The 21,665-nt window shown below is 66.0% G+C and carries 29 protein-coding genes; 18 read left to right on the plus strand and 11 right to left on the minus strand.

Annotated features, from left to right (window positions below; genetic code table 11):
* Positions 1-151: 151 nt before the first annotated feature.
* On the plus strand, positions 152-3,238 hold the full coding sequence (locus tag SSA01S_RS05020; RefSeq protein ID WP_061779495.1) for a TonB-dependent receptor: 3,087 nt from the start codon (positions 152-154) through the stop codon (positions 3,236-3,238).
* A 146-nt stretch (positions 3,239-3,384) separates the two neighbouring features.
* Here the strand turns inward: SSA01S_RS05020 and SSA01S_RS05025 are convergent, their stop codons facing one another.
* Positions 3,385-4,617, minus strand: coding sequence for a penicillin-binding protein activator (locus SSA01S_RS05025; RefSeq protein ID WP_061779496.1), 1,233 nt, complete (start codon positions 4,615-4,617; stop codon positions 3,385-3,387).
* On the opposite strand from SSA01S_RS05025, the gene rsmI reads away from it, so the two are divergent.
* From rsmI to gmk, 8 genes are all read left to right on the plus strand, one after another.
* Positions 4,616-5,485: a 16S rRNA (cytidine(1402)-2'-O)-methyltransferase gene (gene rsmI / locus SSA01S_RS05030; RefSeq protein ID WP_061779497.1), complete on the plus strand. Its 870-nt coding sequence runs from the start codon at positions 4,616-4,618 to the stop codon at positions 5,483-5,485. The genes SSA01S_RS05025 and rsmI overlap by 2 nt on opposite strands.
* A 60-nt stretch (positions 5,486-5,545) precedes the next feature.
* On the plus strand, positions 5,546-5,914 hold the full coding sequence (locus SSA01S_RS05035; protein ID WP_061779498.1) for a hypothetical protein: 369 nt from the start codon (positions 5,546-5,548) through the stop codon (positions 5,912-5,914).
* A 98-nt stretch (positions 5,915-6,012) separates the two neighbouring features.
* Positions 6,013-6,453, plus strand: coding sequence for a hypothetical protein (locus tag SSA01S_RS05040; RefSeq protein ID WP_206378870.1), 441 nt, complete (start codon positions 6,013-6,015; stop codon positions 6,451-6,453).
* 3 nt (positions 6,454-6,456) lie between these two features.
* Positions 6,457-6,831, plus strand: a complete 375-nt coding sequence (locus SSA01S_RS05045; RefSeq protein ID WP_061779500.1) for a YraN family protein — start codon at positions 6,457-6,459, stop codon at positions 6,829-6,831.
* Positions 6,832-6,888: 57 nt separating this feature from the next.
* Positions 6,889-7,851 carry a glutathione synthase gene (gene gshB / locus SSA01S_RS05050; protein ID WP_061779501.1) on the plus strand — a complete coding sequence of 321 codons (963 nt, stop codon included), beginning with the start codon at positions 6,889-6,891 and terminating at the stop codon, positions 7,849-7,851.
* 186 nt (positions 7,852-8,037) lie between these two features.
* Positions 8,038-8,247 (plus strand): hypothetical protein, encoded by a 210-nt coding sequence (locus SSA01S_RS05055; protein WP_058732168.1) that lies wholly within the window; start codon positions 8,038-8,040, stop codon positions 8,245-8,247.
* Positions 8,244-8,456, plus strand: coding sequence for a hypothetical protein (locus SSA01S_RS05060; protein WP_061779502.1), 213 nt, complete (start codon positions 8,244-8,246; stop codon positions 8,454-8,456). The genes SSA01S_RS05055 and SSA01S_RS05060 overlap by 4 nt, the downstream gene beginning before the upstream one ends.
* 77 nt (positions 8,457-8,533) lie before the next feature.
* On the plus strand, positions 8,534-9,193 hold the full coding sequence (gene gmk / locus SSA01S_RS05065; protein WP_170171388.1) for a guanylate kinase: 660 nt from the start codon (positions 8,534-8,536) through the stop codon (positions 9,191-9,193).
* 91 nt (positions 9,194-9,284) lie between these two features.
* Here the strand turns inward: gmk and SSA01S_RS05070 are convergent, their stop codons facing one another.
* From SSA01S_RS05070 to SSA01S_RS05080, 3 genes are read right to left on the minus strand one after another with little or no spacing between them, the layout of a single operon-like run.
* Entirely contained in the window at positions 9,285-9,968 is a 684-nt protein-coding gene (locus SSA01S_RS05070) for an ATP12 family chaperone protein (RefSeq protein ID WP_061779503.1), read from the minus strand.
* Positions 9,965-10,180, minus strand: coding sequence for a hypothetical protein (locus SSA01S_RS05075; RefSeq protein ID WP_058715341.1), 216 nt, complete (start codon positions 10,178-10,180; stop codon positions 9,965-9,967). The genes SSA01S_RS05070 and SSA01S_RS05075 overlap by 4 nt, the downstream gene beginning before the upstream one ends.
* Entirely contained in the window at positions 10,177-10,842 is a 666-nt protein-coding gene (locus SSA01S_RS05080) for an HAD-IA family hydrolase (RefSeq protein WP_058732171.1), read from the minus strand. The genes SSA01S_RS05075 and SSA01S_RS05080 overlap by 4 nt, the downstream gene beginning before the upstream one ends.
* Before the next feature lie 166 nt (positions 10,843-11,008).
* Between SSA01S_RS05080 and SSA01S_RS05085 the strand changes: the two genes are divergently transcribed.
* Complete coding sequence (locus SSA01S_RS05085) at positions 11,009-11,404, plus strand: glycine zipper 2TM domain-containing protein (protein ID WP_058715339.1); 396 nt, start codon at positions 11,009-11,011, stop codon at positions 11,402-11,404.
* An 87-nt stretch (positions 11,405-11,491) separates the two neighbouring features.
* Here SSA01S_RS05085 and SSA01S_RS05090 read toward each other — a convergent pair whose 3' ends face one another.
* The 3 genes from SSA01S_RS05090 to SSA01S_RS05100 all read right to left on the minus strand — a co-directional run bounded on the left by SSA01S_RS05090 (position 11,492) and on the right by SSA01S_RS05100 (position 13,861).
* The gene (locus tag SSA01S_RS05090) at positions 11,492-12,586 is read right to left on the minus strand and encodes an RluA family pseudouridine synthase (RefSeq protein WP_058732172.1); all 1,095 of its coding nucleotides are present in this window, start codon (positions 12,584-12,586) and stop codon (positions 11,492-11,494) included.
* Positions 12,583-12,957 carry a fluoride efflux transporter CrcB gene (crcB, locus tag SSA01S_RS05095; RefSeq protein WP_082794938.1) on the minus strand — a complete coding sequence of 125 codons (375 nt, stop codon included), beginning with the start codon at positions 12,955-12,957 and terminating at the stop codon, positions 12,583-12,585. Before crcB ends, SSA01S_RS05090 begins: the two co-directional genes overlap by 4 nt.
* A gap of 172 nt (positions 12,958-13,129) precedes the next feature.
* A complete protein-coding gene (locus SSA01S_RS05100; RefSeq protein WP_061779505.1) occupies positions 13,130-13,861 on the minus strand; it encodes a hypothetical protein in 732 nt (243 codons plus the stop codon).
* A gap of 117 nt (positions 13,862-13,978) precedes the next feature.
* Between SSA01S_RS05100 and SSA01S_RS05105 the strand changes: the two genes are divergently transcribed.
* Positions 13,979-14,224 carry a hypothetical protein gene (locus SSA01S_RS05105; RefSeq protein ID WP_240954595.1) on the plus strand — a complete coding sequence of 82 codons (246 nt, stop codon included), beginning with the start codon at positions 13,979-13,981 and terminating at the stop codon, positions 14,222-14,224.
* A gap of 57 nt (positions 14,225-14,281) precedes the next feature.
* On the opposite strand, the gene SSA01S_RS05110 is transcribed toward SSA01S_RS05105, so the two are convergent.
* Together SSA01S_RS05110 and SSA01S_RS05115 are read right to left on the minus strand one after the other, a co-directional pair.
* Complete coding sequence (locus tag SSA01S_RS05110; RefSeq protein ID WP_061779506.1) at positions 14,282-14,845, minus strand: glycine zipper 2TM domain-containing protein; 564 nt, start codon at positions 14,843-14,845, stop codon at positions 14,282-14,284.
* Positions 14,846-15,033: 188 nt separating this feature from the next.
* The gene (locus SSA01S_RS05115) at positions 15,034-15,342 is read right to left on the minus strand and encodes a glycine zipper 2TM domain-containing protein (protein ID WP_058715332.1); all 309 of its coding nucleotides are present in this window, start codon (positions 15,340-15,342) and stop codon (positions 15,034-15,036) included.
* Between the two features lie 137 nt (positions 15,343-15,479).
* Here SSA01S_RS05115 and SSA01S_RS05120 point away from each other — a divergent pair, with 137 nt between their 5' ends.
* On the plus strand, positions 15,480-16,121 hold the full coding sequence (locus SSA01S_RS05120; RefSeq protein WP_061779507.1) for a trimeric intracellular cation channel family protein: 642 nt from the start codon (positions 15,480-15,482) through the stop codon (positions 16,119-16,121).
* Positions 16,122-16,131: 10 nt separating this feature from the next.
* On the opposite strand, the gene fumC is transcribed toward SSA01S_RS05120, so the two are convergent.
* Together fumC and SSA01S_RS05130 are read right to left on the minus strand one after the other, a co-directional pair.
* Positions 16,132-17,523 (minus strand): class II fumarate hydratase, encoded by a 1,392-nt coding sequence (gene fumC / locus SSA01S_RS05125; RefSeq protein WP_061779508.1) that lies wholly within the window; start codon positions 17,521-17,523, stop codon positions 16,132-16,134.
* Between the two features lie 329 nt (positions 17,524-17,852).
* Positions 17,853-18,338: an SspB family protein gene (locus SSA01S_RS05130; RefSeq protein ID WP_042486441.1), complete on the minus strand. Its 486-nt coding sequence runs from the start codon at positions 18,336-18,338 to the stop codon at positions 17,853-17,855.
* A gap of 72 nt (positions 18,339-18,410) precedes the next feature.
* Here SSA01S_RS05130 and hisB point away from each other — a divergent pair, with 72 nt between their 5' ends.
* The 6 genes from hisB to SSA01S_RS05155 all read left to right on the plus strand — a co-directional run bounded on the left by hisB (position 18,411) and on the right by SSA01S_RS05155 (position 21,660).
* Positions 18,411-18,998 carry an imidazoleglycerol-phosphate dehydratase HisB gene (hisB, locus tag SSA01S_RS05135; RefSeq protein WP_061779509.1) on the plus strand — a complete coding sequence of 196 codons (588 nt, stop codon included), beginning with the start codon at positions 18,411-18,413 and terminating at the stop codon, positions 18,996-18,998.
* Positions 18,995-19,600: an imidazole glycerol phosphate synthase subunit HisH gene (hisH, locus tag SSA01S_RS05140; protein WP_061779510.1), complete on the plus strand. Its 606-nt coding sequence runs from the start codon at positions 18,995-18,997 to the stop codon at positions 19,598-19,600. The genes hisB and hisH overlap by 4 nt, the downstream gene beginning before the upstream one ends.
* A complete protein-coding gene (gene hisA, locus SSA01S_RS05145) occupies positions 19,597-20,331 on the plus strand; it encodes a 1-(5-phosphoribosyl)-5-[(5-phosphoribosylamino)methylideneamino]imidazole-4-carboxamide isomerase (RefSeq protein WP_061779511.1) in 735 nt (244 codons plus the stop codon). Before hisH ends, hisA begins: the two co-directional genes overlap by 4 nt.
* Entirely contained in the window at positions 20,328-21,089 is a 762-nt protein-coding gene (gene hisF, locus SSA01S_RS05150; RefSeq protein WP_058732181.1) for an imidazole glycerol phosphate synthase subunit HisF, read from the plus strand. The genes hisA and hisF overlap by 4 nt, the downstream gene beginning before the upstream one ends.
* A 69-nt stretch (positions 21,090-21,158) precedes the next feature.
* A complete protein-coding gene (locus tag SSA01S_RS19770) occupies positions 21,159-21,314 on the plus strand; it encodes a hypothetical protein (protein ID WP_167348890.1) in 156 nt (51 codons plus the stop codon).
* A gap of 31 nt (positions 21,315-21,345) precedes the next feature.
* Positions 21,346-21,660: a phosphoribosyl-ATP diphosphatase gene (locus SSA01S_RS05155; RefSeq protein WP_058752128.1), complete on the plus strand. Its 315-nt coding sequence runs from the start codon at positions 21,346-21,348 to the stop codon at positions 21,658-21,660.
* Positions 21,661-21,665 lie beyond the last annotated feature (5 nt).

The raw sequence follows: 21,665 nt of genomic DNA on the forward strand, positions 1-21,665 counted from the left end.
CATGTGATTTATCCGCATAATACAATATATTATACTATGTTGACCGTCGTTTTGTGGTCTGCCTAGATATCCCCAGAGGCCAAACCAGTCCGGCGAGGCCTCTCTGATGGCCGACCCGATTGCGGGCGGGCATAATAGGGGGATTACATCGATGGGGATCGAATCCATGCGGCGTCGCCGCAAAGGCATTCTCTTGTCCGCAGCGGCCGGAATTGTCGCCGTTTCCAGTTTGACCGTCATCGCCGCACCCGCTGCGGCCCAAGGTTACGTCAACGTCATCGCCGGTGGCCAGGTCACGGACTCGGCAGGCAAGCCGATCGCAGGGGCCACGGTCACCGTGACATCGGATGCGCAAGGCTTCTCGCGTAGCGCGACGACCGACAAGGACGGCAGCTATCAGATCCCAGAACTGCCGCCGGGCGACTACACCTTCACGATCACCGCCTCGGGCTATGCGATCTATAAGGAAGACAAGGTCACGCTGCGCGCCGGTTCGGCGTCGAATCGCTTCGCGCTCGGTGGCGAAGTCGAGGGCAATTCGGGCGAGATCATGGTGTCGGGCAAGCGCATCCGCACTTCGGATTTCGACAGCACTACCACTGGCGCGGTCCTCGACGTCTCCGACATCGCGACTCGGCTTCCCGTCGGCCGCAGCCTGCAATCGGTCGTGCTGCTAGCGCCGGGCGCCAATGCCGGTGCCGGCGCGTTCGGTGGCCTGCCGTCGATCAACGGCTCAGCCGTGTCGGAAAACGCCTTCTTCATCAACGGCCTAAATATCACCGACTTCCGCAAGAGCCTTGGCGCGGTGACCGTGCCGTTCGACTTCTATCAGACGGTGGAAGTGAAGACCGGCGGCTATGCGGCGGAGTTCGGCCGTTCGACAGGCGGTTTCATCAATGCAACCACCAAGTCCGGCTCGAACCAGTTCCATGGCGGTATTCTGTTCAGCTGGAACCCCAATTCGCTGATCTCGAAGACGAAGGACACGATCTACTCGGCCAACCAGTTCTCGCGCAGCGAGTCCGCCAGCATGACGGCGGAACTGTCAGGGCCGTTGTGGAAAGACCACCTGTTCTTTTACGGTATATATCAGTCGCGCAGCATCGCCTCGACCGGAGCGGGTCGCCAGTATTTCCCGGCGACCAACACCTTCCTCGGGACTTCGCGCACCTTCTATCGTACCACTTCGCCCTTCTACGGCGGCAAGATCGACGCGGTCATCACCAATGGTCAGCGCCTGGAGTTCACCTATTTCAACACATCGGGTGAAGATACCAGCCGCTACTACGGCAACACCAACTCGCTCGCTAACCGCTTCAACCTAACGACCGGCCAGGACGGCCCCTATCAGGGTTATACCTTCGGCAAATATGGCGGCGCCAACTATGTCGGTCGCTACACCGGCGTGATGAGCAAGTGGCTGACTGTCTCTGCCGCTTATGGACGGAACGAGAACATCTCATTCGGCCAATCGATCAACGGGGCGAACTCGACCCTGCCGCCCGTCACCGACGCTCGCACTGACCAGTCGGTTAGCCTGACCAATCCAGGCGGCTCCATCCAGTCTGCCGAAGACGTCCGGAAATTCTATCGCGGCGACGTCGACGTGTATTTCAAGGCGCTGGGCACACACCACGTCCGCTTTGGCTATGACCGCGAAGACTTGGCTTCTACGGTTCAGAGCCTCGGCAATGGCGGCGGCATCGGCTACACGATCCTGCGCGGTCGTCCCGGTGACGCATATGGCGTACCCGTGGGTACCGACTATGTGCGTCAATCCAACTACAAGGTGGGTGGTGCCTTCTCGTCGCGTAACGACGCCTTTTACGTGCAAGATAGCTGGTCGCTTTTGGAAAACCGGCTGAACCTCAACCTGGGCCTACGCCTAGACCGGTTCGAGAACAAGAATGGTGATGGCATCACCTTCTATAAGTCCGGCAACCAGTGGGGGCCACGTCTCGGGTTCTCCTTCGACCCGATCGGTAACCAGACCGATAAATTCTACGGGAGCTTCAGCCGCCTTTATATTCCGGTCCCGGCCAACACGAACATTCGCTTGGCGGGTGGCGAGACCTACTACTGGCGGACAAATCTGTTCGGCGGCTTGGGTCCGAACAACATTCCGATCCTGGGTGCCCCCGTATTGTACTCCGGCGCCGTGGCGTGCCCCGATACTGGTATCGCCAACTGCGACGTGACAGGCACCGGTCGAGCACCCGATACCCGCTCGCTGGTGGCGCAGGGCTTGAAGCCGCAATCGGCCGACGAGATGATCTTCGGTTATGAAAAGCGGATCGACCGCTGGCGCTTCCAGACGTTCCTGACGGTCACCCGGCTGAACGAAGTGCTGGAAGACGCCGCGATCGACGCCGCCGTCAACAATTACTGCACGGCGCAGAAGATCGCAGGCTGCGGCAATATCTGGGGCGGTTTCCACCAATATGTGCTGATCAACCCGGGCTCCCCGGCGGCGATCACGCTATCAGACCCGATTAATGGGGAAACTGGCCTGCGTACCGTCAACTTCTCGGCCGCCGATCTCGGTTATCCGAAGGCGGAACGCTACCACCGTTCGATGACATTCCGCGCCTGGCGTGAATTCGACGGCGTGTGGAGCATCGAGGGCTCGTATGTCTATGGCAAGACCTACGGCAATTACGAAGGCGGCGTGAAGAGCGACAACGGGCAGAGCGATACTGGTCTGACCCAAGACTTCGATCAGCCCGGCCTGACGCGCGGCATGTACGGCTATACGCCGAACGACCGTCGTCACGTCTTCAAGCTGTTCGGCAGCTATCAGCTGGGCATCTTCAACATCGGCGGCAGCTTCTCGGCGACCGCACCGCGCAAATATGGCTGCATCGGCACGGTTCCGCGTTCGGTCGACCCCTATGCACGCGCTTATGGTGCGGCGGGTGCCTATTGCCAGGTCAAGCCGGACGGCACGATCAACACCGATCCGACCGTGGCCTTCCCCGCGCAACTCGTCCGCCGTGGTACGGCGTTCGATGGTCGCTGGCTCTTCACCGACGATATCGACATCTCGACAAAGATCCCCATCGGTCGTTCGACCGCCACGTTGCGCCTGTCGGTGTTCAACTTCCTGAACTTGAAGACGCCGACCAACTTCAACGAATTCGGCACGACCGGCAACGGCACCGCGTCGATCTACTATCGTCAGATCCAAGGCTATCAGGGGGCTCGCAACGCCCGCCTGCAATTCCAGTACGCCTTCTGATCATTACCCCCGATGGATGTCCGGGCCTGCGGGACCGGCCATCCATCGACTGGGGCCGGGATGAGCAATCATCCCGGCCCCTTTTTGAGTTTAAAAAAGGGGCACAGTCCCTGCCTCGCCGGGCAGGCCGCAGCCTGACCGCCCCCTTACCCCCCGAACCCGGACGGCGCAGGCGAAACCGTCACTGCGGTGCCGTCGCGGATTTCCTGCACCTCCAGCGCGCGTTCGGCTACGCCGTCTCGGCCGAAGCGGAAGGCGCCGTCGATCCCGGCGAACCCGTCCGACGCGCGTAGGCGCGCTTCCGGGAAGGGCGCGTTCATCTTCCAGTCGCGGGCGATCCGCACCGTCAGCAGCACCGAGTCGTAGCCCAGGCTCGACAAGCGATAGGGCGCCGTCTTGAACCGGGCGCGGTATTTGGTCGCATATTGGCGGTAGAGCGAATTCGACACGCTGGCGAACCAGGCCCCGTTCAGCGGAGCGCGCGCGGCGATGCCCGATTCCGAATTCCACAGCTCGGTCCCCAGGAGCCGCGTCGTCGCGCCCGAGCCGCGCTTGATGATAGGAGCCGCCGCCGCCGCGGTCGCGCCGCCATCGGCGATCAGAACGGCGTCATAGGGGGCCTTGGCGTTCAGCCGCTGCGCCGCCGCCGCGATGCCGCCCGCCACCCGGCCATAGGGCTGAAGCGAGACGACCTGTCCCCCCGCCCCTTCGACCGCGCGCAGGAACGCGGTGGACGCGCGCTCGCCATACAGGCCATTGGGCACCAGCCCGGCAAAGGTCGTGACGCCGCGCCCGCGCGCATAGTCGACCACCCGCTCGATCGACTGGGCGGGGGTATAGCCCATCAGATAGGTGCCGCCCCCCGCCACGCCGCTGTCGTTGGAGAAGCTGATGACCGGCACGCGCGCGGCACGAGCGATGGGGGCGACGGCGCGGACGTCCTCGGACAGGAGCGGCCCCAGGATCAGTTGCGCGCCCTCGGCGATCGCCTTTTGCGCCGCCGCCGCCGCGCCGGGCGTGGTGTCGTAATTGGTGATTCGGATCGTGTCCGCCTGCGCATCGAGCAGCGCCATCATCGTGGCGTTGGCGATCGACTGCCCCACCCCGGCATTGCTGCCCGACAATGGCACGAGCAGCGCGACGCGGTGGCGCGCGGTGTCGCGCGGCAGGCCGGGCTCGACCTCGGTCGAGGGGCGCGGCCGGGAGGGGACGGGACCGGTCGGCTGCTGGTCGACCGGCCCACGCGGGACGATCGTCTGACACGCCGCCAGCATCAATGTCGTCGCCAGCGCGACACTACGCCCCAACCACCGGACCCGAATCTGGGGAGCGCCCGAATCTGCGGCCCCCGGTTGTACGAACAGCCTTGCCTCTGTCATGACGATCCCCGTGACCCAACCTGAACACACTCTCGAACCCGGGCTGTACATCGTCGCGACCCCGATCGGCAATCTCGGCGATCTATCCCCGCGCGCGGCCAACATATTGACAAAAGCCGATGTCATCGCGGTCGAGGACAGCCGCGTGACGGCCGGACTGCTCCGCCATATCGGCATCAAGCGGCCCATGCAGCCCTATCACGACCATAATGCCGAGCATGTCCGACCCGGCCTGATCGCGCGCATGGCGACTCAGGCGGTGGCGCTGGTGTCGGACGCGGGAACCCCGCTGATCTCCGATCCCGGATACAAGCTGGTGCGCGACGCGCGCGCGGCGGGCCATGCCGTGGTGACGATTCCCGGCCCGTGCGCCGCCATCGCCGCGCTGACGCTGGCGGGGCTGCCGACCGACCGCTTCCTGTTCGCGGGCTTCCTGCCGCCCAAGGAAAAGGCGCGCGCCGACGCCATTGCCGAGATCGCCACGATCCGCGCCACCCTGGTCCTCTACGAATCGGGCCCCCGTCTGGCCGCAACGCTGACCGCGCTGGCCCAGGGGCTGGGCGACCGCGAGGCGGCGGTGACGCGCGAGATCACCAAGAAGTTCGAGGAGGCGGTGACCGGCACCCTCTCCACCCTCGCCGCGCGCTATGCCGAGGGTGGTCCCAAGGGCGAGATCGCCATCGTCGTGGCGCCGCCCGGCGAAGCGCCGCCGGCGACCGAGCAGGATGCGGATACCGCCCTGGCCGAGGCGCTCACCCGCCTGCCCGTCGGTCGTGCGGCCAGCGAGGTCGCCAAGGCGCTGGGGCTGGACCGCAAGGCGCTCTATGCCCGCGCGCTGGCGATGAGGGGCGATAACCCAGACGATTAGGCTCCGGCATTAGCGATTCGGCAAGGGTCGGCGGCGCAAGAACAGGGGGCAGGAGCCTCCATGTACGCCTTCACCTTTCGTCATGATATCAATCTGTTGGACATCAGCTGGAACGGGCTGTTCACGCCCGAGATCGCCAGGCGCTATGCCCATGAGTTGCTGAACGCCTTTCGCTACAGCGGCTTCCGTCCCGGCTATCGGCTGCGCATCGACATGTCCGCGACCACGGTGCAGCCCAAGGACGCGATCATGACCGTACACGAAGCCCTGCGCGACTTTCCCCGCGCCAGCCGGATCGCGATGGTCAATGGCAGCGCGGTCGGCCGCCAGCAGATCCGGCGGCTGATGACCCAGCCCTATCTGCGGGTGTTCGATAATGCGGCGGACAGTCTGGCCTGGCTGACGTCGGCGGAGGAGATGGCCGCCTGACGATCGAACATTGTCTGACGGGTCATGGGTCGCCCATTTCCGGGCTTTCTGAACCAATCAACTTGTGACCTCTCAAGGCTGATGCCAAAGTTATCATCATGCCCTCCGCCGCCGATGTTTCACGCCAGTTCCTATCCGCCATATGGGCCGGTGAAGCGCCGGACATGACGATGCTGATTCAGGCTATAGATCGCCTTTTGGCGCAATCGCACGACACCGCGTCGGGCGACTGTACGGGCGACGACGTAGATCCGCCCTCAATAGATGCTCCCTCCCTCTACCGTTGCGTGGCAGATCGCTTCCCGTACCTCGGCCTTTATTGCCTTGCTGACCCACTCGCTTCTCTGGATGAAAAGATGATGCTGGGGGACGGCGTCGACGATATTGCCGATATTACCCGTGATTTACGCGAGGTGATCTGGTGGGATGAGAATTACGGGCCGGACGACGCCGCATTCAATTTTCGCCTGCTGTTCCCACATTGGGGTCGACACGCACGGGCACTCTCCGGCTATCTGCATGCTCATTTGTGGGGCTGATCCATGTGCGGCTCACGTAGAGATGTAAATCAGCGCCGTAAGGCCGAACAATCCGGCCGCCGCGGGGAGCGCCTCGCCGCGTGGTGGCTTCGCCTGAAGGGCTGGACCATCCTCGACCGCCGGGTGCGCACGCCTGCGGGCGAGGTCGACCTGATCGCCCGGCGCGGGTCGCTGGTCGCGTTTGTCGAGGTCAAGACCCGCAAGACGGCCGCCGAGCTGGACTTCGCGATCGACGAGAGGCGGCTGGCGCGGGTGGCCGCTGCCGCCGAGATACTGATGCCGAGCTATGCCGGGCCGGGCGACGATATCCGCGTCGACGTCATCCTGCTCGCGCCGGGGACACGGCCGCATCATATCGAAAACGCATGGTGTGGGTGACAGGCGCGCAGGCAGCGATTACCTCCCGTCCGCAACACCCCAAGGAAGGAAGCCCCCATGTCGAAGCCGCTGACCGTCGCCGTCCAGATGGACCCGATGGACCAGATCAACATCGCAGGGGACTCGACCTTCGCGCTGATGCTGTCGGCGCAGGCGCGCGGGCACCGGCTGTTCCATTACGACGCGGGCGACCTGAACTGGTCGGACGGGCATCTCTGGACGAGCGCGCATCCCGTCACCGTGCAGCGGGTCGCGGGGGATCACTACAGCTTCGGCGAGCCCGTCAAGCTGGACCTGGGCGACGAGGCCGATGTCGTCCTGATGCGCCAGGACCCGCCTTTCGACCTGGGCTATATCACCGCCACGCATCTGCTGGAGCGGGTCGCCGAGAAGACGCTGGTCGTCAACAATCCGCGCAGCGTGCGCAACGCGCCGGAAAAGGTCTTCGTCCTCGACTATCCGCAGTTCATGCCGCCGACGCTCGTTACCCGTTCGCTGGACGAGGCGCGCGCCTTCCTGGCCCAGCATGGCGAGATCGTCATCAAGCCGCTGCACGGCAATGGCGGCAAGGCGATCTTCAAGGTCGGCCGCGATGGCGCGAACCTGTCCGCGCTGATCGAGGTGTTCAACACCGCCTATCGCGAACCGCATATGGTGCAGGCCTTTCTTCCGGCCGTCGCGAAGGGCGACAAGCGCATCGTCCTGATCGACGGCGAGGTCGCGGGCGCGATCAACCGCCTGCCGGGCGAAGGTGAGATCCGCTCCAATCTGGCGGTCGGCGGCTCGGCGCAGAAGACCGAGTTGACCGAGCGTGAGCGCGAAATTTGTGCGGTACTGGGCCCGGAATTGAAGCGGCGCGGGCTGCTGTTCGTCGGCATCGACGTGATCGGCGGCGAATGGCTGACCGAGATCAACGTCACCTCTCCCACCGGCATCGTCGCGATCGAAAAGTTCGACGGGCCAGATGTCGCGGGTCTGATCTGGGACGCGATCGAGGCTAAGGTCGCGGCCAAGGCGTAACCTTTTTCCTCCCCTGTAAGGGGAGGTGGCGCGCGTAGCGCGACGGAGGGGTGTCCCGCTCTCGGTAGCGGCGATATCCCTCCACCAGCTTTGCTGGCCCCCTCCCCTTGCTGGGGAGGAATGACGCAAGGCGGAACCCATCCCCCTCTCCATGCTTTTCTCCGCCGAGCAAGGAAGGGCAAGAGCATGGGTGCAACGACCATTGGCGCCATGGTGGGCGCCGCGATCGACGGCATGTCGGGCGACGACGGTGTCGCGGACGGCGCGGTCATCGGCGCGGTTACCGCCAATGTCCTGAAAATCGTGCTGCCGCTCGCCATCACCTATGCGGTGGGCTGGGCGGTGCTGCGCGGCGCGGGCGAGATCAAGGACCGGATTTTCGGAGAGACAGCATGATCGGACGTATTATTGGCGCGCTCGTCGGGCGCGAAGTCAGCCGTCGTGAAGGCAATGACGGCCTCAAGGGTGCCGCCATCGGCGCGCTGGCCGTGGGCGGGATGCGCCGCCTGGGCCCGCTGGGTCTGCTGCTCGGTGGCGGTTATGCCGCCAAGAAGGCCTATGACCGACACAAGGCCAACAAGGCCGCGAGCGGCCGCTACGAATAACGCTTTCGTCCCCTCCTCTTGCCGCAGCGCGTCAAGCATGTCTTGACGCGCTGCGACTGCGTGCGTCAAAGGCAGGCATGTCCAATTCGCCCGCCCATCCCGACGATCCCCACAAGCTGAAGCGCCGCGGCATGTTGTTCGTGCTGTCCTCGCCCTCGGGTGCGGGCAAGTCGACGATCGCGCGCAAGCTGCTGGCCGATGATGACGGCTTGCAGATGTCGGTTTCGGCCACGACGCGCGGGATGCGGCCGGGCGAAGTCGACGGCAAGGACTATCATTTCGTCGACCTCGAGGAATTTCGCCGCATGGTGGCGAATGACGAGTTCCTCGAATGGGCGCATGTCTTCGACAACCGCTATGGCACGCCGCGCGCGCAGGTCGAGGCGATGCTGGCCGCGGGCAAGGACGTGCTGTTCGATATCGACTGGCAGGGTGCGCAGCAGCTGTTCCAGATCGCGGGCGGCGACGTGGTCCGCGTATTCATCTTCCCCCCGTCGATGGAGGAATTGCGCCAGCGACTCGAGCGCCGCGCGACCGACTCGGTCGAGGTGATCGACGCCCGCATGGCGCGCGCGACCAACGAGGTCAGCCACTGGGACGGATATGACTATGTCCTGGTCAATGACGATGTCGAGCAATGCTTCCAGGGGGTGAAGACCATCCTGCAAGCCGAACGGCTCAAGCGCTCGCGCCAGACCGGGCTGATCGGGTTCATTCGGAAGCTGACGACGAAGTAAGGACGGCGTTCCTTTTTCAAGGCACCCCCGGCCCGTCGCCGGGGTCAGACCCTGGTAGCGTCACCGGACCTGAACGAGAACGACGCTGGACTTATCCCAGCGCCCCCAAGAACCGCACTGCCGCGTCGAACTCGCGCCGCTTGGCCTCCCGCGCCTCGATCGCGAGATAATCCTCGCCCCATATCTCGGCCTGGAAATCCTCGTCGACATGGGCGGCCTGCCACACGGCATCCGCATCCGCCGCGCCCTTCAGCAGCGCTAGTGCCAGCACCAGCGATCCGGTGATCGTCACCACCGGCGAGAGGGCCGCCAGCCGGAACGGATCGAGCACCGCCACCGCCTGGGCCAGCCGCTCGACGGTCGCCTCGGGCTGGGGCTGGTGCATGATGCCGGTCACCAGCGTGAAACGGACATCATAGCGATCCCGCGCCCAGTCGAGCAGCGGGTTCCAGACCGCATCCTGTCGCTCCACCAGCTCGGGCGGCGAATCGGCGCGGTAGCAGAGCAGATCGGTCTCCGCATAACGCGCCAGCCCCTCGGCAAAGGGGGCCGGGTCCGCCGCGATCCGGTCGATCGCGGCATTGGCCAGCCCGGTCAGCGGCATGGCGCGCGGATCGACCGTTTCCTCTACACCGCGCCACTCGTCCGCCACCGCCTCGGCCAGTGAAGGCGTCGGCAGCGCCAGCGGCACCCGGCCCGGCGTGCGCACCGGCCGATCGTCCAGCCGCACGACTCGCTCGGCATCGACGGTGACGTCTTTCCAGAACCGCTTCATTCGCCGTCACTCCGCCAGCGGTGGGCGAGGCCCGTCGGCACCACCGCGATCATGCCCAGCGCGGAAAAGACGATGGCGACGCCCAGCGCCTTGTGCGGCCATGCCACCCCGCGCGACGCCAGCACCACGCCGAACAAGGCGCCCGCAACGCCGATCAGGCGCACGCCCATGATGATGAACCAGCGCCGCCGCGCCAGGCTTTCGCGGCTCATGCGCGCACCAGCAGAGCGGGCAGGTCCGCCACCTCTTGCGCCACGACCTCGGCACCCGCGCTCACCAGCTCATGCACGTCATGATAGCCCCAGGCGACGCCGACCGCGAACGCGCCCGCCGCCTTGCCCATCGCCATGTCGAAGCTGGTGTCGCCGATCATCGCCACGTCCTCCGCCGCGACCCCGGTCTCGGCCATGGCGGCCAGGACCATCGAAGGGTCGGGCTTGGACGGATGCCGGTCGGCGGTCTGCAAGGTCACGAAATGATGCGCCAGCCCATGTTCGGCCAGCACCCGCGCCAGACCGCGATCCGACTTGCCCGTCGCCACGCCCATCAGCCAGCCCTGCGCCGCCAGATGGTCGAGCAGCGCGGGGATGCCCTCGAACAGAGGCTCGGGCTCCATCGCCCCCTCCGTACGGAGCCGAAAGAACGCCGCCTTGTAATCCATCGCCAACTGGTGGTGCGCCGCCTCGCTCTCCTGCGGCGCGAGCACGCGCATCGCCTCGACCAGGCTGAGCCCGACGATTCGGCGAATCGCGGCGGCGGGCGGTGGGGTCAGGCCGGAAAGGCTGAACGCCTCCACAGCAGCGAGGCAGATATTGGCCTGGCTATCGACCAGGGTGCCGTCGCAATCGAACAGGGCAAGGCGCGGGCGCGTCATCGCCCCCTCCTATCGGCAAGCCCGCATGGGGGGAAGCATGACGTTTCGCATGAACAACAGCTAACAACCGCATTCAGCATCGGAACATGGCGAATCACCCATAAGGGCTTCAACGACGACGGGAATCACCCCGCCGCCGCCGGTTTGAAGATCAAGGGAGATTGTGATGTTCAAGAAGCTCTCGCTCGCTGCCGCCGCCCTTGCCGTCGGCGCCACGGCCATGGTTCCGACCGCTGCCTCGGCGCAGCGTTATTATGACCGCTACGACCGCGCTTATGGCGATGCCTATTCGGACGGTTACAACCGTGGCCCGCGTTACGATCGCGGCTACCGGGGTGATCGCGGCTATTACGACCAGCGCGGCTACGCCTATCGCGGTCCGCAGCGCTGCAACAACGGCACGACGGGCACCATCGTCGGCGCGATCGCCGGTGGCCTGCTGGGCCGCACCATCGACACCCGGGGCGACCGTACCCTCGGCACGATCCTGGGCGGTGGCGCCGGTGCGCTGGCCGGTAACGCGATCGAAAAGTCGAACAACCCCGGCTATTGCCGCCGCTAACCGGATGGGGGCGTCATGCCCCCTCCCCTGACATCAAAGGCCCCGTCGACCCAGGTCGGCGGGGCCTTTTCGATAGAAAGGATTGGGTTACCGCGCGCCCCGGCCGCGCCGTTCGCCGCGCCGTTCCTTGCGATATTGTTTGGCGTGGGCCTTGGCGCGCTGCTTCAGGACGTCCTTGGGCGGCGGGCCGCGATCCTCGTCCTGGGGCAGGACGTCGCCGCGAATCTCGTCGAAGCCGAGCTGGTTCATCGATTCGGCGAAGTGAGTCGGCAGTTCGGCGGTCTGGTCGATGCGGCCGCCATCGGGATGGTCCACGCGGATACGGCGCGCGTGCAGATGCATCTTGCGGCTGATCCCGCCGGTCAGGAACGCCGCCGCGCCGCCATATTTGCCATCGCCGACGATCGGGTGGCCGATCGCCGCCATATGCACGCGCAGCTGATGGGTGCGGCCGGTAAATGGCTGCAACTCGACCCAGCAGCAGCTATTGCCCGCGCGCTCGATCACGCGGTAGCGCGAGCGTGCCGACTGGCCGTTTTCCTCGTCGACATGCATCTTTTCGCCGCCGGTGCCCGGCTGCTTGGCGATGGGCAGCTCAATCGTGCCGTCGTCGATCGAGGGCACGCCGACGACCAGCGCCCAATAGATCTTCTTGGCGGTGCGGCCGGAAAAGGCCTTGGCAAAGAACGCCGCCGCGCGCGCGTTGCGCGCGACCAGCAGCGCGCCCGACGTGTCTTTGTCCAACCGGTGGACCAGCTTGGGCCGCCCTTCCGCCTCGAACTGCAACGCGTCGAGCAGGCCGTCGACATGGGTGGTCGTCTTGGTCCCCCCCTGCGTCGCCAGGCCGGGCGGCTTGTTCAGCACCAGAGCGTCGCGGTCCTTGTGGATCACCATCTCGCGCGCGAAAGACTCCTCATCCTCGGACAGGATGTGGCGCGGGCGCATCGTCGGCTTGCTGCTTTCGGCCAGTGCGGGCTCGGCGGGGGGCACACGCAGCACCTGGCCCGCCGCGATCCGGTCACCCGGCGTCGCGCGCAGGCCATCGACGCGCAGCTGGCCGGTACGCGCCCATTTGGCGACCGTGGTGAAGCTGGTGTCGGGCATATGCCGCTTGAACCAGCGGTCCAGCCGGATGCCGTCATCGTCATAGCCGACCGTGAATTGGCGGACAGAGTCCGTCATGCAAACATCCTTGTAATCGAAAGTCCGGCCCACAACGCGGCCAGCGAACCCAGCAACGACAAGGCGATATAACCGAGCGCGACCGTCATCTGGCCGCGTTCGATCAACGTGATGGTATCGAGCGAGAAGGAGGAGAAGGTGGTAAAGCCCCCCAATATCCCGACGCCGATGAACATGCGCCACCCCTCGGACCCGCCATGGCGCGCGAGCACTCCCGCCAGCACACCCATCAGCAGGCCGCCCACCCAGTTGACGGTCAGCGTGCCATAGGGAAAGTCGGGTCCGAACGTCTGGAGCATGAACCGCCCGGTCAGATGCCTGGCCCCCGAGCCCAGCGCGCCGCCCAGCATCACGAGTAGAAGCGGTGACATAATTCTGCCGCCCTTAGCGCAACGCCGCGTTTCACGCAAAGGACAAGCGAACGTCCGATCCTCCCCGGTACGGGAGTGGGACCAGTCGCAGGCTGGTGGAGGGGGCATGCCGCTGAGGACGTCTTATGAGGAAGCCCCCTCGGTCAGACGCCCCCGTATCGGGCAGGACTTTCTACCCGCCCTTCACCACCAGATCGATATCGGTGCCGCCATCGCGCGGGGTGGCATAGACCATGTACGCCGCCCCGCCCCGCGTGCCACCCAGCACATGCTGGCCGCCGTCCATCTTGTGCTCGGCAGTATACCCCGCTCCGCTGGCGCGGGTGTAATAATAGTCGATGACCTTGGCAGGCGGCGCGGCGGTGCGCAGCGACACGATGCGAAAGGCGCAGGCGTTGGCGTCGTTGCCCGCCGCCTCCGCGACCTGCGCGCCCGGATAGGGGGCGAAGGCACCCGGCAGCCGCTGCGCCCAGCCCGCCGAGTAACGCAGGCCGGACAGGCAGGCAGCGTTCGCAGCCTGCTGGCCCGCCTTGGCCGCCAGGGTAAACGCCCCTGCCGAGGCACGGCATTCGGGGCAATCGCGCGATGCGGCGGGCGCGGCCTTCAGTGTGCGCGGATCGACCGGGTCGGCGGGCAAGGGCATGGACGGCACCTTGTCGCTGGCGGGCCGGTTGGGCGGACGCACGGCATTGGCGTTGGAGGTCTGGGTCAGACCGGGATCAACCATGATCTGACCGGCCAGCGCCTCGCGCAATTGCGGGTCGCGGGCAGGGCTGCCGTCGTTCATCGCGGCGAGTTCCTTGTCGAGCGCATTGAGCTGCGCATCGTCGTCCGACTTGCCCCCGCACGCGGCAAGTAACAGGCATCCCAGCGGAATCAGCAGCGGTCGCATCTTGGCCATCATGACCGTGCCTTAGCATGAGGATACGGTCCGTTCCTTAACGACCGGCTCCGAAGGTGCAGCTGTTCGTCCCAGCACGGGATGACACGCCAAGGCACCGCGCGGTTCTTGCAGTCCGGCATGACGGTCGCCATCTTTCGGGTCATGCTGAACCTGTTTTCCATCCTCATCGGCCTGGTCGCCCTCGTGCTGGGGATCGTGCCGTTCCTGCCCTTCTTTGCCTGGGGCTATTGGTTCGTCATTCCCATCGCGATCATCGGCGCGGCGGTCGGCGCGCTGTCGTCGCGCGACACGGGGCGCAATCTGAACCTGATCCTCATCCTGATCTTCGGCCTTCGCCTGATGCTGGGCGGCGGGTTCATCTAACAGCAAACGGCCCGGCGGGTTTCCCCACCGGGCCGTGCTTTTGGTCGCCAAGGCGACTTAGCGGCAGCGGACCTGCCCGCGGTCGATCTGCTGGCCCAGCAGCGCGCCGCCGCCCGCACCGATCACGGTGCCCAGCAGGCGCGACCCGCCGCCCGCGATCACATTGCCCAGCGCACCGCCCGCCAGACCGCCGATCACCAGACCGGTCGTGCCGTCATTGCGACGGCAGTAGTAGCGGCCATTCATTCCCCGATAGATGCGGTCGTTCCGGCCCAGCGCACGCGGCTGATAATAGCGGCCATCACGATAATAACGCTCGGGATAATAGCCGCGCTGGCCCGGCTCGAACCGGTTATAGTCATAATTGCGCCAGCGGACATTCCGCATTTCCTTGCGATAATCCTTGCGCGCATCGCGGATGTCTTCGCGATATTCCCGCCGGGCCTCGCGGATGTCGCGGCGCGAATCGGCGTTACGGACATCGCGATTATAATCGCGGCGGGCGTCGCGAACCTCTTCGCGATATTCCTGGCGCGCTTCCCATCCATTGCGCTGCGCCTCGGCAGGAATGGCCGTAAAGGCAGTGGCGGCGATCGTCGCCGACAACAGAGCGATACGCATAACTGAACTCCCGTTGAAGATGGAGAACAGAACCCGCGCCATTCCGCAATGTTGCGTGAACGGGAAACTACGTCCTGTTCACCGGCAATACAGGGACATCTGTTCTGTTACCCTCAACAGATCATGAAACGAGAAAGGGCGCCACCCGAAGGTGACGCCCCTGTGCTTCCCGAACGGGAACAGCTTTCTTAGCGGCAGCGACGATTGCTGGTGCCGCGTTCGATCTCGCGACCGGCCAGTGCGCCGACGGCGGCACCGCCCAGCGTGCCCAGCGTGCGGTCGCCGCGCGTATCGATCGTGCGACCCAGCAGTGCGCCCGCAACACCGCCGACCACCAGGCCGGTGGTGCCGTCTGGCTTGCGGCAGCGAACGCGGCCGCGATCGTCACGCCACTCGCGATACTTATAGCGACGCTGCGCATCGGCGGCGGTGGCCGGGAGGACGAGCGAAGGGACGACCATGGCGGTGCAGCCCAGGGCAAGCATCAATTTCCGCATGACAAACTTCCTTTTCGATGTGTTCTGACGCCGTAACGTTCCAATTCTACTGTCCGTTGCATGAACGTGAGATAACGTCGCGTTCATATCGCCGACGCCCTTTCCGGAGGAGGAAAGCCCCTCTAGGGTCGCCCGTGATGCTGCCCCAACCGACCGCCATGCTGCCCGCCGTGATGCCCTGGCTCGACCTGGCGGGGCTGGCCGTCTTCGCCGTATCCGGCGCGCTGGCGGCGGCCAAGCATCGCCAGACGATCGTGACGCTGGTCTTCTTCGCACTCATCACCGGTGTCGGCGGTGGCACGCTGCGCGACCTGCTGATCGATGCGCCGGTCTTCTGGGTGCATGACGCGCGGGTGCCGCTCGTCTGCCTGATTGTGGCGGTCGCGGTCTGGGCGACGCCGGAGCGCTGGTGGCGGGGCAGCGCGCTCGACTGGTTCGATGCGGTGGGGTTGGCGGCCTACGCGGTCTATGGAGCGGCGAAGGCGAGCGGCTATGGCATCCCGCCTATTCCGGCGGCGATGCTGGGCGTGGTCTCGGCCTGTGTCGGAGGCATCATTCGCGACGTGATCGCGGGCGAACCGTCGATCCTGATGCGTCCCGAGCTATATGTCACCGCCGCCGCGCTCGCCTCGACCAGCTATGTGGTGCTGATGCAACTGGGCGTCCCGGGCGCGGGGCCGATCGCGGCGCTGGCGGGCTTCCTGCTGCGCGGGGCGGCGATCCATTACCGGATCGCCCTGCCCGCCTATCCGGCCAAGGGGTGGGAAGATCGGGGGTAAGACCCGACCCTCACCGCCCCAGCATCAAATCCGGCCGCACCACCCGGTCGAAAGTCGCCTCATCGACCAGCCCGAGCTCCAGCCCGGCCTCCTTCAACGTCTGCCCCTTCTGGTGCGCGTGCTTGGCGATCTTCGCGGCATTATCATAGCCGATCTCGGGCGCCAGCGCGGTCACCAGCATCAGCGAGCGGTCGAGTAACTCGCTGATCCGGTCGCGATTGACCGTCATCCCCTCGACCGTGCGTGTCGCAAAGCTCTCCATGCCGACCGCCAGCAGATGGATCGAGCGCAGCACATTCGCCCCGATCAGCGGCTTGAAGACATTGAGTTCCAGATGCCCCTGCAAGCCGCCGACCGTGACGGCGGCATTGTTGCCGATGACCTGCGCCGCGACCATGGTCAGCATCTCGCACTGGGTCGGATTGACCTTGCCGGGCATGATCGAGCTGCCCGGTTCATTGGCGGGCAGCTCCAGCTCGCCCAGGCCCGAGCGCGGGCCGGAGCCCAGCAGGCGGATATCGTTGGCGATCTTGGTCAGCGCCACCGCCAAGACGTTCAAAGTGCCGTGTAGGTCGACCAGCCCGTCATTGCTGGCCAGCGCCTCGAACTTGTTGGGCGCGCTCACGAAGTCGAGGCCGGTCGCCTCGGCAATCTCCGCCGCGATCGCCTCGGCAAAGCCGTGGGGGGCGTTCAGCCCGGTGCCGACCGCCGTCCCGCCTTGCGCCAGCGGCAGGATATTGCGGTGGAGCGTCCCCTCGATCCGGTCGCGGGCATTCGCCAATTGCTGCACATAACCGGAAAATTCCTGGCCCAGGGTCAGCGGCGTCGCGTCCTGCAAATGGGTACGGCCGATCTTGACGATCGAATCCCATTCCTTCGCCTTGGCGTCCAGCGCCGCGTGCAGCCGGTCGAGCGCGGGGAAGAGCTGCTTCGTCACCGCCGACGCGGCGGCGACATGCAGCGCGGTCGGGAAGGTGTCATTGGACGACTGGCCGCGATTCACATCGTCATTGGGATGGACCGGCGACTTGCCGCCGCGCGTGCCGGTCAGCATCTCATTGGCGCGGCCCGCGATCACCTCATTGGCGTTCATGTTGGACTGGGTGCCGGAGCCGGTCTGCCAGATGACCAGCGGGAACTGGTCGTCATGCCGGCCGTCGATCACCTCCTGCGCCGCCGCCTCGATGGCATCGGCTTTCTCGGCGGCGAGGCCATGGCCCCGGTTGATTCGCGCGGCGGCCTTTTTGACGATGGCCAGCGCGTGCACGATGCCCACCGGCATCCGCTCGCGTTCGCCGAAGGGGAAGTTTTCGAGGCTGCGCTCGGTCTGCGCGCCCCAATAGGCGTCTGCGGGGACTTCGATCGGGCCGATCGAGTCGGTTTCGGTGCGGGTCTGGGTCATGACGGAGGCGACTCACCGGATGGGGATTGGGTTCCCGGTGAATGTAGAAGGGCGAGCCCGACCCTCAAGCCCCACCCCGGCGGAAGCCGGGGTCCAGTTACGGCGCACTCTCGATAGAGTTTGGCACTCGCCTCCCTCGCAACCGCGTGGCGCGCCTTATACTTTGTGGAGCCTGGGCCCCGGCCTTCGCCGGGGAACAAGGAAGATTTGATTCGCGCGGAGGCGCGGAGAACGCGGAGGGGTTTGGCGTTTGGCCACCGCATCCTGCCTCACCAAGATGGTGGAGCAGGCCTGCCTATATCAGCGGGCGGGCCGCGTCCTCCGCAGCCTTACTTCTTGCGCTTGAAATCCACCGCGACGACGTTGCTGCCGTCCTCGACCGGCTTGGCGACCGGCTCGTCATTCTCGGCCGAGCCATGCGGATCGGGATCGCTCTGGGGATCGTCGGCGACATGGAAGCCCAGCTCGAACTGAACCTCGGGGTCCTGGAAGCGGGTGATCGCCGAATAGGGAATCACCAGCTTCGACGGCACCTGGTTGAAGCTGAGGCCGACCGAGAAGCGATTCTCGTCCACCGTCAGGTCCCAGAAGCGATTCTGCAGGACGATCGTCATCTCGTCCGGGAATCGCTCGACCAGCCGCTGCGGGATGTCGACACCCGGCGCCTGCGTCTTGAAGGTGATATAGAAATGGTGCGTGCCGGGCAGGTGCCCCGTCTCCGCCACCGGGCCGAGCACACGCCCCACCACGGCGCGCAGGGCCTCCTGCACGATGTCGTCATAGGGGATGAGGCTGTCGGGCAATCCTTCGGTCATGGCCCATGGACTAGCGGCCTTTGATCGCGGGTCAAGATTGCATGGGACGGATAGGTGTTTAAGGGAGGGGCCATGCGCACCGCCACCGTCCACCGCGCCACCGCGGAAACCGTCATCGACGTCACCGTCAATCTCGACGGCACCGGCGTCTATCAGAACGCCACCGGCATCGGGTTTCTCGACCATATGCTCGACCAGCTGTCGCGGCATTCGCTGATCGACCTGTCGGTCAGGGTTCAGGGCGACCTGCATATCGACGGGCATCACACCACCGAGGACAGCGCGCTGGCGATCGGACAGGCCTTTGCCAAGGCGCTGGGCGACAAGCGTGGAATCACCCGCTACGGCGAGGCGCTGTCGCCGATGGACGAGGTGCTGACCCGCACCGCGCTCGACATTTCGGGGCGGCCCTGGCTGGTGTGGAAGGTGCCGTTCACCAATCCGATGCTGGGCACGCTCCAGACCGAGATGATCGAGCATTGGTTCCACAGTTTCGCGCAGGAGGCGGGCATCACGCTCCATGTCGAGTTGCTGCACGGCCACAACAACCATCACATCGCCGAGAGCATCTTCAAGGGCCTCGCCCGTGCCCTGCGCATGGCGGTCGAGATCGACCCGCGCAAGGCCGACGCCATCCCCTCGACCAAGGGCATGCTGTGACGCTGGCGCTGATCGACATCGAATCGGGCAATCTCCATTCGGTCGACAATGCCCTGCGCGCGGCGGGGGCGAGCGATGTCGTCATCACCGCCGACCCGGATGTGATCGCCAAGGCCGACCGGATCGTGCTGCCGGGCGTCGGCGCGTTCGGGGCCTGCGCGGCGAATTTGCGCGCGGTCGACGGACTGGAGGAGGCGTTGCGCGACGCCGCCCTCACCCGCGCGCAGCCGTTCCTGGGCATTTGCGTCGGTATGCAGTTGCTCGCTGACGCCAGCGACGAGATGGGCGAGCATCGGGGCCTGGGCTGGATTCCCGGCCGCGTGACGCGCCTCATGCCCTCCGATCCGGCGGCGAAGGTCCCGCATATGGGCTGGAACGATGTCCGCCCGACCCGCGAGCATCCGCTGATCGTGCCGGGCGAGGCCTATTTCCTCCACAGCTATGCCTTTACCGGCGAGCATGTGCTGGCGACGACCGACCATGCAGGCCCCGTCACCGCCGCGATCGGCCGCGACACGGTGGTCGGCGCGCAATTCCATCCCGAGAAGAGCCAGCGTTATGGCCTCTCCTTCCTCACCCGTTTCCTGGAGTGGCATCCGTGAGCTTGATCGTCTTCCCCGCCATCGACCTGAAGGGCGGCCAAGTGGTGCGTCTGGCCGAGGGCGATATGGACCGCGCCACCGTCTATGGCGACGATCCCACCCACCAGGCGATGCTGTTCGCCGAGGCGGGCGCTCAGCACCTGCACGTCGTCGACCTCGACGGCGCGTTCGCGGGCGAGTCGGTCAATGGCGAGGCGGTGCAGGCGATCGTCAAAGCCTTTCCCGGCCATGTCCAGCTGGGCGGCGGCATCCGCAAGCCGGAGAATGTCGAACGCTGGTTCGACGTAGGCGTGTCGCGCGTCGTGATCGGCACGGCGGCGCTGGAGAATCCCGACTTCGTCCGCGACATGGCCAAGGCCTATCCCGGCGGCATCGTCGTCGCGGTCGATGCCAAGGACGGCATGGTCGCCACGCGCGGCTGGGCCGATGTGTCGACCGTCTCGGTCGAGGATCTCGCGCGCCGGTTCGAGGATGCGGGCGTCGCCTCGCTGCTGTTCACGGACGTCGGTCGCGACGGGATGCTGAAGGGCTGCAACGTGCCCGCTACCGTCGACCTCGCCCGCGCGGTGCGGATTCCCGTGATCGCCAGCGGCGGCGTGGCGGGGATCGGCGACATCCATATGCTGGCGCTCCATCATCAGGACGGAGTCGAGGGCGTCATCACCGGCCGGGCGCTCTATGACGGGCGGCTCGATCTGGCGGCGGCGCTGTCGGTGGCGGCGGCCGCATGACCGTCCGCGCGCGCGTCATCCCCTGCCTCGACGTCGCCAATGGGCGCGTGGTCAAGGGCGTCAACTTCGTCGACCTGATCGACGCGGGCGATCCGGTCGAGCAGGCGCGCGCCTATGATGCGGCGGGCGCGGACGAGCTATGCTTCCTCGACATCACCGCCAGCCATGAGGCGCGCGGCACGATCCTTGATGTGGTGCGGCGGACGGCGGCGGTGTGCTTCATGCCGCTGACCGTCGGCGGCGGCGTGCGCACGGCGGAGGATGCGCGCGCGCTTCTGCTGGCAGGCGCGGACAAGGTGGCGGTCAACTCGGCCGCCGTCAGTAACCCGCAAGTCGTCTCCGACATTGCCGAGCGATTCGGCAGCCAATGCTGCGTCGCCAGCGTCGACGCGCGGCGGACCGCAACCGGCTGGGAGGTGTTCACCCATGGCGGGCGGCGCGCGACGGGGATCGATGCAGTCGAACACGCGCTGCGCCTGGCCGAACTGGGCGCGGGCGAGTTGCTGGTGACGTCGATGGATCGCGATGGGACGCGTGGCGGCTATGACCTCGACCTGATCCGCACCATCGCCGACCGGACCAGCGTGCCGGTGGTGGCGTCGGGCGGCGTCGGTGGGCTGGACGATCTGGTCGCGGGCGTGCGCGACGGTCATGCCTCGGCGGTGCTGGCGGCGTCGATCTTCCACTTCGGCGATGCCTCGATTGCCGACGCGCACCGGGCGCTGGCGGCGGCGGGGGTGCCGGTTCGAGCGCATTGATTTTCGCGGCTTCGCGTGAACCAGAATCCCTTGGATGACCGGCCGGGCAGACGCTGCTAAAATCCCCCCATGCCCCTCGCGATCATGACCCCCGCCAACGGCCATAGCGGCATCATCCGCGTCCGCACCCACCCGGAGCTGTCGGACATCGCGCTGTTCGTCTTCGCCATCGGCGCGATCTGGTTTCTTCGCCGCGCGATGCGCCGCCGCAACCGCAAGGATTGACGCGGACGCCGCCCCGCGCCACCCAGCCGCCATGGACATGTTCGACCGCCTCGAAGCCACGATCCGCGCACGCCGCGACGCAGGCGACGCCGCCACTTCCTATGCCGCCAGCCTGTTCGCGAAGGGACGCCCCAAGATCGCGCAGAAGCTGGGCGAGGAAGCGGTCGAAACCGTCATCGCCGCCATGGCCCAGCCCGACAAGATCGTGTCCGAGGCCGCCGACCTGATGTTCCACCTGATCGTCCTGCTGGCCGATACCGGCCACACACTCGACGATGTTCGCGCCGAACTGGCGCGGCGCGAGGGTGTGTCGGGTCATGACGAAAAGGCCGCGCGGCCCCGCTAAACCCC

The sequence above is a fragment of the Sphingomonas sanguinis NBRC 13937 genome, from assembly GCF_001591005.1.
Lineage (GTDB): Bacteria > Pseudomonadota > Alphaproteobacteria > Sphingomonadales > Sphingomonadaceae > Sphingomonas > Sphingomonas sanguinis.

Bases quoted from the DNA above. Each gene is read 5' to 3' on its own strand.
- SSA01S_RS05040 (WP_206378870.1), top strand. From the start codon at position 6,013: ATGCCCTCCGCCGCCGATGTTTCACGCCAGTTCCTATCCGCCATATGG.
- SSA01S_RS05155 (WP_058752128.1), top strand. From the start codon at position 21,346: ATGGACATGTTCGACCGCCTCGAAGCCACGATCCGCGCACGCCGCGAC.
- gmk (WP_170171388.1), top strand. From the start codon at position 8,534: ATGTCCAATTCGCCCGCCCATCCCGACGATCCCCACAAGCTGAAGCGC.
- SSA01S_RS05085 (WP_058715339.1), top strand. From the start codon at position 11,009: ATGTTCAAGAAGCTCTCGCTCGCTGCCGCCGCCCTTGCCGTCGGCGCC.
- SSA01S_RS05080 (WP_058732171.1), bottom strand. From the start codon at position 10,842: ATGACGCGCCCGCGCCTTGCCCTGTTCGATTGCGACGGCACCCTGGTC.
- rsmI (WP_061779497.1), top strand. From the start codon at position 4,616: ATGACGATCCCCGTGACCCAACCTGAACACACTCTCGAACCCGGGCTG.
- fumC (WP_061779508.1), bottom strand. From the start codon at position 17,523: ATGACCCAGACCCGCACCGAAACCGACTCGATCGGCCCGATCGAAGTC.
- crcB (WP_082794938.1), bottom strand. From the start codon at position 12,957: ATGTCACCGCTTCTACTCGTGATGCTGGGCGGCGCGCTGGGCTCGGGG.
- SSA01S_RS05020 (WP_061779495.1), top strand. From the start codon at position 152: ATGGGGATCGAATCCATGCGGCGTCGCCGCAAAGGCATTCTCTTGTCC.
- hisB (WP_061779509.1), top strand. From the start codon at position 18,411: ATGCGCACCGCCACCGTCCACCGCGCCACCGCGGAAACCGTCATCGAC.
- gshB (WP_061779501.1), top strand. From the start codon at position 6,889: ATGTCGAAGCCGCTGACCGTCGCCGTCCAGATGGACCCGATGGACCAG.
- SSA01S_RS05060 (WP_061779502.1), top strand. From the start codon at position 8,244: ATGATCGGACGTATTATTGGCGCGCTCGTCGGGCGCGAAGTCAGCCGT.
- SSA01S_RS05120 (WP_061779507.1), top strand. From the start codon at position 15,480: ATGCTGCCCCAACCGACCGCCATGCTGCCCGCCGTGATGCCCTGGCTC.
- SSA01S_RS05025 (WP_061779496.1), bottom strand. From the start codon at position 4,617: ATGACAGAGGCAAGGCTGTTCGTACAACCGGGGGCCGCAGATTCGGGC.
- SSA01S_RS05070 (WP_061779503.1), bottom strand. From the start codon at position 9,968: ATGAAGCGGTTCTGGAAAGACGTCACCGTCGATGCCGAGCGAGTCGTG.
- SSA01S_RS05035 (WP_061779498.1), top strand. From the start codon at position 5,546: ATGTACGCCTTCACCTTTCGTCATGATATCAATCTGTTGGACATCAGC.
- SSA01S_RS05045 (WP_061779500.1), top strand. From the start codon at position 6,457: ATGTGCGGCTCACGTAGAGATGTAAATCAGCGCCGTAAGGCCGAACAA.
- hisF (WP_058732181.1), top strand. From the start codon at position 20,328: ATGACCGTCCGCGCGCGCGTCATCCCCTGCCTCGACGTCGCCAATGGG.
- SSA01S_RS05105 (WP_240954595.1), top strand. From the start codon at position 13,979: ATGACGGTCGCCATCTTTCGGGTCATGCTGAACCTGTTTTCCATCCTC.
- SSA01S_RS05090 (WP_058732172.1), bottom strand. From the start codon at position 12,586: ATGACGGACTCTGTCCGCCAATTCACGGTCGGCTATGACGATGACGGC.
- SSA01S_RS05110 (WP_061779506.1), bottom strand. From the start codon at position 14,845: ATGCGTATCGCTCTGTTGTCGGCGACGATCGCCGCCACTGCCTTTACG.
- SSA01S_RS05075 (WP_058715341.1), bottom strand. From the start codon at position 10,180: ATGAGCCGCGAAAGCCTGGCGCGGCGGCGCTGGTTCATCATCATGGGC.
- SSA01S_RS19770 (WP_167348890.1), top strand. From the start codon at position 21,159: ATGCCCCTCGCGATCATGACCCCCGCCAACGGCCATAGCGGCATCATC.
- SSA01S_RS05100 (WP_061779505.1), bottom strand. From the start codon at position 13,861: ATGATGGCCAAGATGCGACCGCTGCTGATTCCGCTGGGATGCCTGTTA.
- SSA01S_RS05130 (WP_042486441.1), bottom strand. From the start codon at position 18,338: ATGACCGAAGGATTGCCCGACAGCCTCATCCCCTATGACGACATCGTG.
- SSA01S_RS05115 (WP_058715332.1), bottom strand. From the start codon at position 15,342: ATGCGGAAATTGATGCTTGCCCTGGGCTGCACCGCCATGGTCGTCCCT.
- SSA01S_RS05055 (WP_058732168.1), top strand. From the start codon at position 8,038: ATGGGTGCAACGACCATTGGCGCCATGGTGGGCGCCGCGATCGACGGC.